We start from the raw sequence: 15208 nt of genomic DNA, 5'->3' as shown, positions 1-15208 counted from the left end.
AGATTAGACCATCCCAAGTTTTGACATCAAACCCATCAGGGTAAATTTAACACACTCAAAACACATCGCTTTGACATTATCAGACATACTCCAAAACAAAGACAATGCCACCCCCATCCAACATCCATCAATCCACTTAAAATGTCCGCCCAATGTTAGCAAAATCCACACAAAGCTCACGGTTCTCGCTGGCAGGAAAACTTGCCGTCCACGCACGCACACTCTGTAAGACTGCACGATAATCTCGCTGACTGCCAAGATAGTCTAGGACTTGTCTAGGATTGTTTGCATTGGGAATAAACACTCGTAGCTGATTTTCATAAGCCTCAAAAAATCGCTTCTTTTGGCGTTCGTTGAGCATTTGGGGACATATCTCTGCCATCACTTGTACCAATGCCAGCTCGTATTTGGTAACACGAATATTGGCAAGCTCACTCACGTTAATGGCTGATGAGCGTGTGGTAATTTTTATGGAGTGCTGTGTGGTAGTTTGGGCGTATGCTGACAGGGCGACATTGGCGAACAACGCCAACATGAGCGTTATTTTTTTGGCACGCACCACAAGAGATGTTCTGCCAACGATAAATTTGGCAGGCATGGCAGGCAGTTTTGGTGTATTTGGTATCATCGTATCAAGATTCATGGACGATTTTAATTTGACTATAATACCCACAAAACTTTAAAATAATATCTCAAATTTGACAAAAAATGTAGAATAATTGTTTTAAAAAATCACTTGCAGTAACCAAACAGCAACACAAACCCCCTAAACACTCCCACGCTCTCAATGTCTCGCATGGTGCTATATTTGAAGCTGATTTTTATGTTTCTATAATATTGCTAAATTGTAAATAATATTATCCATGTGGGGATATTCCCCCAAATTTCTTTATAATACCACACCAAACCCATCTATCTAAATCCACCATGAACCATAACCGCATCATCGACCCAAACCTAAAAAAAGACGATAACCTTGACCGTGCCATTCGCCCCACTTCCTTAGCTGATTACATTGGTCAGCCCAAAGTACGTGAGCAAATGGAAGTATTCATCGGTGCTGCTCGTGGGCGAAGCGAAGCCCTAGACCATACCTTGATTTTTGGACCGCCTGGACTGGGTAAGACCACCCTCGCCAACATCATCGCTCGTGAGATGGGAGGCAATCTTCGCTCCACCAGTGGTCCTGTATTGGAGCGTGCAGGCGATTTGGCAGCCATGCTAACCAACTTAGAGGCGGGCGATGTGCTGTTCATCGATGAAATTCATAGGCTTAGCCCCATCATTGAGGAAATCCTCTACCCTGCCATGGAAGATTTTCAGCTTGACATCATGATAGGCGAAGGCCCTGCGGCACGCTCCATCAAGCTTGACCTACCCCCCTTTACGCTGGTGGCGGCGACCACACGAGCAGGGCTTTTGACCTCTCCGCTACGTGATAGATTTGGGATTGTGCAACGACTTGAATTTTATGAGGTGTCAGACCTTACCACCATCATCAAACGCTCGGCACGACTTTTGGGTATTGCCATGCACGATACGGGTGCGTTGGAGATTGCCAGACGCTCACGCGGTACGCCTCGCATTGCCAACCGCCTACTTCGCCGTGTACGTGATTATGCTGAGGTCAAAGGCGATGGCGTGGTTAGTGCAGACATCGCCTCTCTTGCCCTTGACATGCTTTCGGTAGATAAGCGAGGACTGGATCATCTAGACAGACGCTATTTATCCATGCTTGCTGAACGTTTTGATGGCAGACCTGCTGGCGTAGAAGCAATCGCCGCTGCGATGGCAGAAGACAGAGGCACACTTGAAGATGTGATTGAGCCTTATCTTATCCAACAAGGCTATATCCAACGTACCCCAAAAGGTCGTGCCTTACTCGAAAAAGGCGTGCTTGCTGCTCAGCTATCAACCTAAACCCATCTTTGATTATTTAATATCACTTAAAAATAACCAAACAATACATAAAAATTCACACGCCACTCCCAAAATGCGATATAATAACAAGTGTACTGTAAACCAGTCTTGTTAGTTTGGATTGACGGAGATTTGCAATGTCAATTTATCAATTTCATGCCAAAGACATTCATGGCAATATGGTCAGTTTTGAGCAATTTAAAAATAAAACCCTACTGATAGTTAATACCGCTACCAGTTGTAGTCTCACACCTCAACACGAAGAATTAGAAGAGCTTTATCAAAAATATAAAAACCAAGATTTTATCATATTAGGATTTCCAAGCAACGGATTTGGAGAGACCTCTGAAACCGAACCAAAAATCCTCGAATTTTTGCAAGCAAATTATCCTGTAAGTTTTCCATTATTTGCCAAGATTGATGTCAATGATGATAATGCCCACCCATTATACACTTACCTAAAAGCACATCGGCATGATGAAATTACCAACAAAAAATACGATGTATTGCTTGAAGTTGTCGCTGAGATGGGCTTGGCACGCACAGGAAGCGACATTAAGTGGAATTTTACCAAATTTCTCATCAACAGGCACGGCGAGGTGGTGGCACGCTTTGCTCCTACGGTAGGTGCCTCGGAAATGGAGAGCGTCATTATCAAAGCACTAGCTTGATACCTAGATTGGGGAACATTTAGTCATTTATCGCAACCCTTTTTATCCTCAAAAAAATCATACTCGCCAGCTTAATAAGTCTTACCCTTTAAAAAAGACGCTTGATGGTCATCATTACAAAAAAACAACCCATCGTCCCGCAAAATCCCCCGATAAGTCGCCAACGAATGGCCACAATAACTGCATGTCCGAACTGTGGTATCATCGCCCTCTTGTGCAAAAAAGTGCTTGGGGGGCTTTGGGTACATGAACTTAAAAAACACCTTCATCACAATTGCGATGATAATCACATTTAAAATAAAAGCAAACATATCATAAACCACACAAAATAATGCCATACTATATCACAAAAACTAGGCAGAGTGTGATATACTAACAGGTGATTTGCTTGACAAATCACAACAGACAACCTCAGCCTTGTAAATCATGGATAATTTACAGCTGACCATTTAGGATAATTACAAATGTCAATACAAGAAAATTTGAGCGAAATCAGCACCCCCAATGGCACGATTACCTTTGCACTCATGCAGACGAATTTTTGGGTGGGGGATATTAAGGGCAACGTCAACAAAATGAAAGCCCTTGCCCTAGATGCAAAAGCACGTGGTGCAGATATTGTTATTTTTCCAGAGCTGGCACTGGTGGGCTACCCCCCAGAGGATTTGCTACTAAGACCCACGCTTGCCGAACGTGTCAAAATCGCCATGAATGAGCTAGCAAAAGTAGATGGCATCGTTACCATCTTGGGCTATCCACACGTGGACTCTCACGGCACATTTAACTCAGCCGCCATCTTGCAAGGTGGCACTCAAAAAGGCTTTTATCACAAACAATGTCTGCCTAATTATGGCGTGTTTGATGAGTTACGCTACTTCAAGAAAGGTCGCAACCAAGTCTTATTTGACTATAAGGGCTTGACCATCGGACTGCTCATCTGCGAAGACATTTGGCATGACGCTCCCATTGCCGCCCTAAAAGAATCAGGGGCAGAGCTTGTCATCGTACTAAACGCCTCGCCCTTTGAGATTGGCAAACAAGACGAACGCAAAGCACTCATCACACGTCAGTCTGCCACACATGGTCTACCCATCGTCTATGTCAATACGGTTGGAGCCCAAGACGACATCGTCTTTGATGGTGGCTCACTCATCACTCAATCAAATGGCGAGATTGCTCACGAGGGGGCAAGATTTTTAAATCAGCTCATCATGGCAAAATTTGATGTCGCCAATAAATGCTTTGATACGCAAGCCAAAGCACCGCTTGATTTATCCGAAGAATCCCAAATTTACCAAGCCCTCGTGGTGGGACTGCGTGATTATGTCAATCGCTCTGGGTTTAAGGGGGTAATTTTGGGCTTATCAGGTGGTATCGACAGTGCATTGACGCTTGCCATCGCCGTAGATGCACTCGGTGCTGATAAAGTCTATGCCGTCATGATGCCGTACGAATACACTTCCCAAATCAGCCTAGATGATGCTGCTGCACAAGCTGCAAGACTTAATGTCTCCTACACCATCTGCCCTATTCACGATGCCGTTGCAGGACTAAAATCCACCCTCGCCCCCCTCTTTGCAGGGGCAGCCCCTGATGTTACCGAAGAGAATCTACAAGCTCGGGCAAGAGGCGTGATTTTAATGGCATTATCCAATAAATTTGGACATATGGTCATCAGCACAGGCAATAAATCCGAAAATGCGGTTGGTTATTCTACACTCTACGGCGACATGGTCGGCGGTTTTGATGTCCTAAAAGATGTCTACAAAACAGACGTGTATCGCCTAGCCAACTATCGCAATCGCCTAGAAGATGAGCCTGTTATTCCTGAGCGTGTCATTTCACGCCCACCATCAGCAGAGCTTCGCCCAAACCAAACCGACCAAGACAGTCTGCCTGACTACCCCCTACTCGATACTATTTTAAGAATGTATATCGACGAAGATTTAGGCTATAAGGCCATTTGTGAGACAGGACTTGACCCCAAAGTAGTTGAACGGGTACTCACTATGGTGGATAAAGCCGAACATAAACGCCGTCAAGGGGCTATCGGCACCAAAATTACCAAAAAATCCTTTGGGCGTGAACGTCGCTATCCACTGGTCAATGGTTGGTCAGTAACTGGCGAGTTTTAACCATCAATCATAAAGCCGTTAATGATAAATTGACGGCTTTTTTATCAAAATCGTATGATTTTTAAACGCTCTAATGACAATCTTTAAGTATTTTGAGTTAATTGCGATTTGATTTTTAATTCATCAATCAGTTGCTCCAAATGCTCTTGGTTTATCTGATTGAGTGTAACCGCATATGGCTTAAATCTTTGAGCAATGCCAATCAAGGTTTCTCCCAACGAATGACGAAATACCTCTTTATCTATCCTCCCATTTATCAAAGAAACCCTAACATGCTCCAAATAATTTAACACCAAAATCACTGATTGCTCCAATTCTGGATTTTGTTCAATTTTTTCAATCAATTCATTAGATGATAAATCGTTTTGTTCTTTTTTAATGTCTCTGGTTAACTGCCTAGCATTTAAATAATGCTCGTCATCCCAACGCAACAGCAGATGAAAAGTATTTTCCATGATACTAAATTTTCTTTGCAAGTAAATATTAAGCCCAGAAAAAAATAGATGGATGCAATAACGCCAGTACCTCCAATACACAGCAGGAACATTTTTATTGCCTCCAAAACAGCAGAATCATGCCAAGAGGCAGACAAATAACAGGATATTATCGTGATGATGATTGACATTAATAATAGCACAATAATCATTACCCAAAAAATCTTCCAAGCCAATTTCTCGTTCACATACACCTCCTTTATTGGTTAAAAAAATAATTGACGGCATTAAACACAAGTCTCCAAGACATTGCCAAATACAATAAAAGCCCACCGAAGTGAGCTTTTTATTTGATGGGCAATTTATTCACTTTGACCAAATTCGCTGGCAAAAGCAGCTGCAAAGTCATCTTTTGCGTCGACACCGCCAAACAATGGGTCAGTGGCTGGCTTAGTATAAGGGTCTTCTGTTACCGTAATAACAGGCTCCAAACCACGCTCTGCAAGGCGTTGTCGGTTTTGATGATAAGCCAAACCTGTACCTGCTGGAATCAGGCGACCCACAACGACGTTTTCTTTGAGACCTGACAAGTCGTCCACTTTGCCCATCGTAGCCGCTGCCGTCAAGACACGGGTAGTCTCTTGGAAAGACGCTGCCGAGATGAACGATTCGGTTGCCAAAGACGCTTTGGTAATACCCAATAACTGACGTTCGTACACCACTGGGAATTTATTGTTGGCAATCAATTCCTCATTAAGGATACGCACTTTGGCATATTCCACTTGGTCGCCTTTAAAGTAACTAGAATCACCACCATCGATAACCTCAACCTTGCGAAGCATTTGACGTACAATCACTTCAATGTGTTTGTCATTAATCTTAACACCTTGTAAGCGATAAACTTCCTGCACCTCATTCACTACGTAGTTGGCGAGTGCGGTTTCACCTTTTAGACGCAAGATATCATGCGGATTTAGTGGGCCGTCAGAGACAATTTCGCCACGCTCTACATGCTCGCCCTCAAAGACGTTGATTTGACGCCATTTTGGAATAAGCTCTTCATGTTCATTGCCCTCCTCATCAGTAATGATAAAGCGGTTTTTGCCTTTGGTTTCTTTACCAAATGACACGACACCACTGACTTCTGCCATGATGGCATGGTCTTTTGGTTTACGGGCTTCAAAGAGGTCAGCCACACGTGGTAGACCGCCTGTAATGTCTTTGGTACCCGAAGTGGCTTGCGGTACACGACCTAGCACCGTACCTGCGGTTACTTGCTCACCCTCTGTAACACGAATCACAGTCTCGGCAGGCAAGAAATACACCACTTCTTTGCCATCTACGGTATCTAAAACGATGGCGGGACGCAAATCCTTGGATAGACTTGGGCGGTCTTTTGTCGCTAAAATCTCAAAAGAACTCATACCAGTGGTTTCATCTATCTTGACAGTAGCGGTCATGCCATCAGCGATATCACTAAAACGCACCGTACCTGCAAATTCGGTAATAATTGGGTGGGTATGTGGATCCCACTTAGCAATGGTATCGCCAGCATTCACTTCTGAGCCATCACGTACCAAAACGTTAGAGCCATAAGGCACTTTATAGCGTTCACGCTCACGACCTTGTGTATCTGCCACACCAATCTCTGCCGAGCGAGACACCACCACCAAATGACCATCAACATGCTCAACGGTTTTCATGTTATGGAAACGCACCAAACCGTTATTGCCTACTGAAACACTGTTATCCACAGAAGTAGCAGAGGCGGCACCACCCACGTGGAAAGTACGCATGGTAAGCTGTGTACCTGGTTCGCCAATCGACTGAGCCGCCATTACGCCAACAGACTCGCCAATATTTACCAAATGACCACGAGCCAAATCACGACCATAGCACTTAGCACACACACCTTGCGTTGCTTCGCAGGTAATCACTGAACGCACGTAGACTTCATCAATGGCTTGATTGTCCAGCACCTCTACCAAACGTTCATCAATCAAGGTATTTTTGGCAATAACGACTTCGCCATCGGCATTAACCACGTCTTTGGCAGTTACACGACCCAAGACACGGTCGCCCAAACGCTCAACAATCTCTCCACCGTCAATGATGGGCGTCATGCGTTGTCCAGCATCAGTACCACAGTCATCATGGGTGATCACTAAATCCTGTGCCACATCCACCAAACGACGGGTCAGATAACCTGAGTTTGCGGTTTTAAGGGCGGTATCCGCCAAACCTTTACGAGCACCGTGCGTTGAGATAAAGTACTGCAATACCGACAAACCTTCACGGAAGTTTGCTTTAATCGGCGTTTCAATAATCGAGCCGTCTGGTTTTGCCATAAGGCCTCGCATACCTGCAAGCTGACGAATCTGGGTGGCACTACCACGAGCCCCTGAGTCTGCCATCATGTAGATGGAATTAAAGGATTTTTCTTTTTCAAGTTCGCCTTTGCTATTAACAACATTATCGGTAGATAAGTTATCCATCATCGCATTGGCAATTTTGTCAGAGGTGCGAGACCAGATATCAACAACTTTGTTATAGCGTTCGCCTGCGGTTACAAAACCTTTTTCAAACTGCTGTTCAATCTCACGAACCTCACTATCAGCACTCTCTACAATGTCTTTTTTGTTTGGCGGAATCACCATGTCTTCCATACCAATCGAGATACCTGACAAGGTTGCTTGGGCAAAGCCCAGATACATCAAATGGTCGGCAAACAATACTGATTCTTTAACGCCCAGTTTACGATAGCAAGAGTTTAAGAGTTTAGAGATGTTTTTCTTGGTCATCTCTTTGTTGCACTCTTCAAACGCCATGCCCTCTGGCATGATATTCCAAATCAAAAGACGACCAGCAACCGTGTCTTTGATTTCGGTTTTAGTGGTTTTTTCGCCAGTTTTTTCATCCAAAATCGTCTCGGTAACACGCACTTTGATTTTGGCATTGACAGACAAATCGTCCGAACCAATCGCACGCAAAGCTTCATTAACCGTACTAAACGCCATGCCCTCACCTTTGGCAGTAATGTGGCTACGACTGATGTAATACAGACCCAAAACAACGTCTTGTGATGGCACAATAATCGGCTCACCGTTCGCTGGCGACAAGATGTTATTGGTAGACATCATGAGGGCGCGAGCTTCAAGCTGTGCTTCTAGGGTCAATGGTACGTGTACCGCCATTTGGTCGCCGTCAAAGTCAGCGTTAAATGCCGCACAGACCAGCGGATGAAGCTGAATCGCTTTACCTTCAATCAGCACAGGTTCAAAGGCTTGCAAACCCAAACGGTGCAAGGTCGGTGCACGGTTAAGTAGAACAGGGTGTTCGCGAATCACGCTAGCGAGCATGTCCCAAACCACAGGTTCTTCACGCTCTACCATTTTTTTGGCAGCTTTGATGGTTTGGGCAATGTTGTTTTGTAGCAGTTTGGCATAGGTAAATGGCTTAAAGAGTTCAAGCGCCATTTTCTTAGGCAGTCCGCATTGATGTAGACGTAACGTAGGACCAACCACGATGACCGAACGACCTGAGTAGTCGACACGTTTACCCAAAAGGTTTTGACGGAAACGGCCTTGTTTGCCCTTAATCATGTCTGCCAAAGATTTTAGCGGACGTTTGTTAGAGCCAGTGATGGCACGACCACGACGACCGTTATCAAGCAGAGCATCCACCGCTTCTTGGAGCATGCGTTTTTCGTTACGCACGATAATGTCAGGGGCGTTTAGTTCCAATAGACGCTTTAAACGGTTGTTACGGTTGATAACACGACGATACAAGTCGTTCAAATCAGACGTGGCAAAACGACCACCTTCAAGCGGTACAAGTGGACGCAAATCAGGTGGCAACACAGGCAATACTGTCATTACCATCCATTCTGGTTTGTTGCCAGAATCACGGAAAGCCTCCAAAAGCTGTAAGCGTTTGGACATTTTTTTAAGCTTGGTCTCAGAGCTGGTTTGTGGAATGCTGGCACGAAGCTCATCAATTTCGCCATCGACATCAATGTCTTTTAACAAATCTTGAACGGCTTCTGCACCCATTTTAGCAATAAATTCATCGCCATATTGCTCTAAGGCGTTAAAGTATTGTTCATCGTCCAAAAGCTGATATTTTTCAAGGCCTGTCATGCCAGGGTCGGTTACGATGTAGCTTTCAAAATAAAGCACACGCTCAATATCACGCAAAGTGATGTCAAGCAAAAGACCGATACGGCTTGGTAAGGATTTTAAAAACCAGATGTGAGCAACAGGCGAGGCAAGCTCAATATGCCCCATGCGTTCACGGCGAACTTTGGCAGCAGTTACTTCTACGCCACATTTTTCGCAGATGATGCCCTGAAATTTACGGCGTTTATATTTACCGCACAAACATTCAAAATCTTTGACAGGTCCAAAGATTTTTGCACAAAACAGACCATCACGCTCAGGCTTAAAGGTGCGGTAGTTGATGGTTTCAGGCTTTTTGACTTCGCCATGCGACCATGATTTGATGGTGTCAGGGCTTGCCAAAGAGATTTGAATGCTGTCAAATTCTTTTACCCCACCATCGGTCGGGCCTTTCATGATGTCTAATAAATCTTTCAAATGAGTTCTCCGCTTAGTTTTATTTCATCGTTTCAACGACAGCCCACCACACCTGATGAGCTGTCATTTAACAGCAATTACTTTTTCTCTTTAAGGTCAATGTTAATACCCAAAGAACGAATTTCTTTGGTCAATACATTGAACGACTCAGGCATACCAGGGTTCATGTACTGCTCGCCATCCACGATGTTTTTATACATGCGGGTACGACCTTCAACATCGTCCGATTTGACGGTAAGCATTTCTTGTAGGGTGTAGGTTGCCCCATACGCCTCTAATGCCCAGACTTCCATCTCGCCAAAACGCTGACCACCAAACTGGGCTTTACCACCAAGTGGCTGCTGAGTAACCAGCGAGTAAGAACCAGTCGAACGAGCGTGCATCTTGTCATCAACCAAGTGGTTCAATTTAAGCATGTACATATAACCGACAGTGGTTGGACGGTCAAAACGTTTACCTGTACGTCCATCATATAGGTACTGCTGACCTGTTTCGCTTAGACCTGCCAATTTTAACAGCTCTTTGATTTGTGTTTCTTTAGCACCATCAAACACGGCAGTACCCATTGGTACACCTGCACGTAAGTTCTCTGCCATCGCCAAGATGTCCTCATCAGACAAGCTGTCCAAATCTACCTGCTCACCACCGACTTGGTTGTAAATTTTATCTAAAAATTCACGAAGTTCGGCAACCGCCACTTGTGAGCGGAGCATGTCATTAATCTTGTCGCCCAAGCCACGAGCTGCCATGCCCAAATGCGTCTCTAACACCTGACCGATGTTCATACGAGACGGTACGCCAAGCGGGTTAAGCACGATGTCCACAGGGTTGCCGTTTTCGTCATAAGGCATATCCTCCACAGGCATGATGCGAGAGACAACACCCTTGTTACCATGACGACCTGCCATCTTATCGCCAGGCTGGATACGGCGTTTGACCGCCAGATATACCTTAACGATTTTTTGCACGCCATGAGCTAGGTCATCACCTGCGGTCAGTTTGGCTTTTTTCTTGGCAAATTTTTCGTCAATTTCTTTTTGCTTATCGGCCAAGTATTCAGCAATTTGTGTCAGACGCTCAGAAATCTCTTCTTCAGCTGGCTGAATATCCAGCAATACTTCAAGAGATAAATTCTCCATGTCAGAAGTACTAAGCACCGTACCTGCTTTAAAACCAGCACCACCAGAGACTTTCTTGCCCTCTAACAACGCAACAATACGTCCACGAGCCGCCGCCTCAAAAATCACAAGCTCCTCTTTTAGGTCTTTGCGATAATTGTCAAGCATGGATTTTTCAATGGCTTTGGCACGGCTGTCTTTTTCCAAGCCATCACGGGTAAATACCTGCACGTCAATTACCGTACCTTTGGTGGCAGATGGCACACGTAGCGAGGTGTCTTTAACATCAGCTGCTTTTTCACCAAAGATAGCACGCAGAAGTTTTTCTTCTGGGGTCAGCTGACTTTCGCCTTTGGGGGTTACTTTACCCACCAAAATGTCGCCTGCATCCACTTCCGCCCCAATGTAGACAATACCTGCTTCATCAAGGTTGGCAAGGGCTGCTTCGCCCACGTTTGGAATATCGCCCGTAATTTCCTCTGGACCTAGCTTGGTATCACGAGCCACACAAGTGAGTTCTTGAATATGAATGGTGGTAAAGCGGTCTTCTTGGACAACACGCTCAGAGAGCAAAATGGAGTCCTCAAAGTTATAACCATTCCACGGCATGAACGCCACACGCATGTTTTGACCTAATGCCAACTCGCCTAAATCGGTCGATGGACCGTCCGCCAAAATATCACCACGAGCAATCACGTCGCCTTCTTTGACGATCACACGTTGGTTAATACAGGTGTTTTGGTTAGAACGGGTGTATTTGATGAGGTTATAAATGTCAATGCCTGCTTCGCCAGCGGTCATTTCATCTTCGTTGACACGCACGATGACACGACTGGCATCCACCTCTTCAATGACGCCACCACGCTTGGCAACTACGCACACACCGCTATCACGAGCCACATGACGCTCCATGCCTGTACCCACAAGCGGTTTATCGCTACGCAAAGTTGGCACGGCTTGACGTTGCATGTTCGAACCCATCAAAGCACGGTTGGCATCGTCATGCTCCAAGAAAGGAATGAGAGATGCTGCCACTGACACCACCTGACGTGGCGATACGTCCATGTGCGTAACCTTTTCAGGACTCATACGCACAGACTCGCCATGATAACGCACCATGACCATCTCTTCGGTCAGCTCGCCATACTCGTTCATGGGCGAGTCTGCCTGTGCAACCACCATACCTACTTCTTCAATGGCGGACACATATTCAATTTCATCAGTTACCTTGCCATCAATAACACGACGGTAAGGTGTTTCTAAGAAACCAAAATTATTAGTTTTGGCAAAGACCGCCAAAGAGTTAATCAAACCAATGTTTGGACCCTCAGGTGTCTCAATCGGACAAACACGACCATAGTGAGTGGTATGTACGTCACGCACCTCAAAACCTGCACGCTCACGAGTCAAACCACCTGGCCCTAAGGCAGACACACGACGTTTGTGAGTGATTTCTGAAAGTGGGTTGTTTTGGTCCATGAACTGTGAAAGCTGACTTGAACCAAAAAATTCCTTGATGGATGCTGCCACAGGCTTAGAATTAATCAAATCTTGTGGAGATAGGTTATCCGACTCCGCCACGCTCAAACGTTCTTTAACCGCACGTTCCACACGAGCCAAACCGATACGGAATTGGTTCTCGGTCATCTCGCCCACCGAGCGGATACGGCGGTTACCCAAGTGGTCAATGTCATCGACCTCGCCACGACCATTGCGGATTTCAATGAGGGTTTTAACCACATCAATGATGTCTTCTTTGGAGAGTACACCCTGCTCACGCTGAACATCAATGTCATCGCTTTCGACAAAATCACGACCCAAACGACGGTTAAATTTCATGCGACCAACATTGGATAGGTCATAACGCTCATGGCTAAAAAACATAGCTTCAAAGAGCTTCTCAGCTGTCTCTAAGGTTGGTGGCTCGCCTGGACGCATGACTTTATAAATTTCAATCAGTGCCTCTTCACGTGTGGTAATGGTATCAGCACGCAACGTATCGGCGATATAAGCACCGTGATCAATATCATTGGTAAATAAAATCTTAAAGCCTTTGATGTCTTTATCAATTAATTTAACCAATAGTTCATGGTCAATCAACGTATTGGCACGTGCTACTACTTCGTCATGATAAATGATATCTTCGGCAAGCACACGCTCGTACAGATATTCATCAGGCACGGCAAGTTTAGTCATACCAGAGGCAACAATCTCTTTGATGCGACGAGCATTGATACGTTTACCCTGCTCAACGATTACCTTACCATCTGGGGCAACAATGTCAAACTGAGCCATCTCACCTTGCAAACGCTCTGCAACCAGCTCCACCTCAAAGCCATTTTCTCCTTTAAACACCTCTACGGTTTCAAAGAAAGTGCTTAAAATATCCGTAGTATTCATGCCAATAGCACGTAAAATAATGGTAGCTAATAGCTTACGGCGGCGGTCAATGCGAGCATACACCAAATCTTTGACGTCAAATTCAAAATCAAGCCATGAACCACGATAAGGAATGATACGGGCATTATACAGCACCTTACCACTTGAATGTGATTTACCTTTATCATGGTCAAAGAACACGCCTGGCGAACGATGAAGCTGGGAAACAATCACGCGCTCTGTGCCGTTGATGATAAATGTACCATTATCAGTCATCAGTGGAATTTCACCCATATAAACCACTTGGTCACGCACATCTTTAATGGCTGCTTTGCTCTCCTTATCCTTAGCATCTTTATCTTTGACCACAAGGCGAATTTTTACACGTAGTGGTGCTGCAAAGGTTGAGCCACGCATGATGCACTCACGCTCATCAAACTCAGGCTCGCCCAAGTAATACTCCACAAATTGAAGTTCAGCATTACCAGAATGACTCACAATAGGGAAAATAGATGAAAATGCCGCCTGTAAACCTATATTGGCACGAGCCGCAGGTTTTTTATGCTCTTGCAAAAATTGCTCGTAAGAATCCACCTGAATGGCGAGCAAATACGGCACGTCCATCACATCAGGCAAACGAGAAAAGCTTTTACGAATACGTTTTTTTTCAGTATAAGAATATGCCATTAAGAATCCTTACGTTAAACTTAAAAAAGCACCAAGAAAGTACCAAGAAAACACCAATTTATTAGAGCTAAATTACAAGCAAAAACAGGCCAAACACGTTAACGCATTTAGCTTGACATTAAAACTCTAAAAATATGGCAATGTGCATAGGAAGCAGTTGTCCTTTTTGAAGTGTGCCGACACTAACTTAAAAGACCGTGTTAACACAAAAGGTCAAGTGCGTTATTATACAGAAAAAAACTCCATAATGCAATACGCAAAATGGAGTTTTTCAACTTAAATAAACTTATTTTATTCAAGCAGACACTAGATATAAGCTATTATTTAAGCTCAACGGTAGCACCAGCTTCTTCAAGTTTCTTTTTAAGCTCTTCAGCTTCTGCTTTAGAAGCACCTTCTTTAACAGTTTGAGGTGCACCTTCAACTAAGTCTTTAGCTTCTTTAAGACCTAGACCAGTTACTTCACGTACCACCTTAATAACAGCAACTTTCTTGTCACCGCCGTTAGTAATAACAACGTTAAAGTCGTCTTTTTCTTCAGCAGCAGGGGCGTCACCACCAGCAGCAGGAGCAGCAGCTAGGGCAGCAGCAGATACACCGAATTTCTCTTCCATCGCAGAGATAAGCTCAACGATTTCCATAACTGATTTAGCTGCGATAGCATCTAAGATTTGTTCGTTAGTCAATGACATAGCAATTATTCCTATGAAATAAAAATTGAAGATATTTAGTTAAATATACAAAAACCGATATATTAAGCGGCTTCTGCTTGCATTTTGTCGCGAAGAGCTGCAAGAGTACGAGCCAATTTGCCCGCTGCTGCTTCTTTCATAGTACCCATTAGACGCGCAATTGCTTCGTCGTAAGTAGGTAGAGTCGCAAGTTTATCAATAGATTTTGCATCGATAAATTCGCCTTCAAAAGCTGCGCCCTTGATTTCGAACTTGTCGTTACCTTTGGCAAACTCTTTGAACAAACGGGCAGCTGCACCAGGGTGTTCGTTTGAGAACGCGATTAAGGTAGGACCCACAAAAACATCATTCATGCAAGCGTAGTCAGTACCTTCTAAGGCACGACGCAATAGCGTGTTACGTACAATACGCATATCCACACCAGCTGCACGAGCTTGTTTGCGAAGTTCAGTCATCTGACCCACTGTTACACCGCGAGAATCGGCAACAACAGCAGATAGGGCAACTTTGGCAGCTTCATTTACTTCAGCAACAATTGCTTGTTTGTCTTGAAGATTTAGTGCCATGGGTTGTCTCC

General features: G+C 44.6%; 10 protein-coding genes. 3 read left to right on the top strand and 7 right to left on the bottom strand.

From position 1 onward, the window contains the following. Positions 1–136: 136 nt before the first annotated feature. Entirely contained in the window at positions 137–643 is a 507-nt protein-coding gene (locus tag Q4B79_RS04710; protein WP_303085277.1) for an MCR_0457 family protein, read from the bottom strand. 284 nt (positions 644–927) lie between these two features. Between Q4B79_RS04710 and ruvB the strand changes: the two genes are divergently transcribed. Continuing rightward, positions 928–1920: a Holliday junction branch migration DNA helicase RuvB gene (gene ruvB / locus Q4B79_RS04705; protein WP_303085276.1), complete on the top strand. Its 993-nt coding sequence runs from the start codon at positions 928–930 to the stop codon at positions 1918–1920. 137 nt (positions 1921–2057) lie between these two features. Beyond that, positions 2058–2591: a glutathione peroxidase gene (locus Q4B79_RS04700; RefSeq protein ID WP_303085275.1), complete on the top strand. Its 534-nt coding sequence runs from the start codon at positions 2058–2060 to the stop codon at positions 2589–2591. Between the two features lie 71 nt (positions 2592–2662). Here Q4B79_RS04700 and Q4B79_RS04695 read toward each other — a convergent pair whose 3' ends face one another. Further along, entirely contained in the window at positions 2663–2902 is a 240-nt protein-coding gene (locus tag Q4B79_RS04695; protein WP_368500047.1) for a hypothetical protein, read from the bottom strand. A 153-nt stretch (positions 2903–3055) separates the two neighbouring features. Here Q4B79_RS04695 and Q4B79_RS04690 point away from each other — a divergent pair, with 153 nt between their 5' ends. Beyond that, complete coding sequence (locus Q4B79_RS04690) at positions 3056–4726, top strand: NAD+ synthase (protein ID WP_303085273.1); 1671 nt, start codon at positions 3056–3058, stop codon at positions 4724–4726. A gap of 83 nt (positions 4727–4809) precedes the next feature. On the opposite strand, the gene Q4B79_RS04685 is transcribed toward Q4B79_RS04690, so the two are convergent. From Q4B79_RS04685 to rplJ, 5 genes are all read right to left on the bottom strand, one after another. After that, a complete protein-coding gene (locus Q4B79_RS04685) occupies positions 4810–5181 on the bottom strand; it encodes a hypothetical protein (RefSeq protein ID WP_303085272.1) in 372 nt (123 codons plus the stop codon). Positions 5182–5522: 341 nt separating this feature from the next. After that, a complete protein-coding gene (gene rpoC, locus Q4B79_RS04680) occupies positions 5523–9755 on the bottom strand; it encodes a DNA-directed RNA polymerase subunit beta' (protein ID WP_303085271.1) in 4233 nt (1410 codons plus the stop codon). Between the two features lie 77 nt (positions 9756–9832). Then, positions 9833–13939 carry a DNA-directed RNA polymerase subunit beta gene (gene rpoB / locus Q4B79_RS04675; protein WP_303085270.1) on the bottom strand — a complete coding sequence of 1369 codons (4107 nt, stop codon included), beginning with the start codon at positions 13937–13939 and terminating at the stop codon, positions 9833–9835. Between the two features lie 320 nt (positions 13940–14259). Then, entirely contained in the window at positions 14260–14631 is a 372-nt protein-coding gene (rplL, locus tag Q4B79_RS04670) for a 50S ribosomal protein L7/L12 (RefSeq protein WP_303085269.1), read from the bottom strand. A 62-nt stretch (positions 14632–14693) separates the two neighbouring features. After that, entirely contained in the window at positions 14694–15197 is a 504-nt protein-coding gene (gene rplJ, locus Q4B79_RS04665; RefSeq protein ID WP_303085268.1) for a 50S ribosomal protein L10, read from the bottom strand. Positions 15198–15208 lie beyond the last annotated feature (11 nt).

Source organism: Moraxella sp. (genome assembly GCF_030525845.1).
Taxonomy (GTDB): domain Bacteria; phylum Pseudomonadota; class Gammaproteobacteria; order Pseudomonadales; family Moraxellaceae; genus Moraxella.
Note: the sequence above shows the minus strand (reverse complement) of the source record. Positions and strands in the feature narration are given on the sequence as shown.

Excerpts from the sequence above, each read along its gene's own strand:
- Q4B79_RS04710 (WP_303085277.1), bottom strand. The coding sequence starts at position 643 with ATGAATCTTGATACGATGATACCAAATACACCAAAACTGCCTGCCATG.
- ruvB (WP_303085276.1), top strand. The coding sequence starts at position 928 with ATGAACCATAACCGCATCATCGACCCAAACCTAAAAAAAGACGATAAC.
- Q4B79_RS04700 (WP_303085275.1), top strand. The coding sequence starts at position 2,058 with ATGTCAATTTATCAATTTCATGCCAAAGACATTCATGGCAATATGGTC.
- Q4B79_RS04695 (WP_368500047.1), bottom strand. The coding sequence starts at position 2,902 with ATGTTTGCTTTTATTTTAAATGTGATTATCATCGCAATTGTGATGAAG.
- Q4B79_RS04690 (WP_303085273.1), top strand. The coding sequence starts at position 3,056 with ATGTCAATACAAGAAAATTTGAGCGAAATCAGCACCCCCAATGGCACG.
- Q4B79_RS04685 (WP_303085272.1), bottom strand. The coding sequence starts at position 5,181 with ATGGAAAATACTTTTCATCTGCTGTTGCGTTGGGATGACGAGCATTAT.
- rpoB (WP_303085270.1), bottom strand. The coding sequence starts at position 13,939 with ATGGCATATTCTTATACTGAAAAAAAACGTATTCGTAAAAGCTTTTCT.
- rplL (WP_303085269.1), bottom strand. The coding sequence starts at position 14,631 with ATGTCATTGACTAACGAACAAATCTTAGATGCTATCGCAGCTAAATCA.
- rplJ (WP_303085268.1), bottom strand. The coding sequence starts at position 15,197 with ATGGCACTAAATCTTCAAGACAAACAAGCAATTGTTGCTGAAGTAAAT.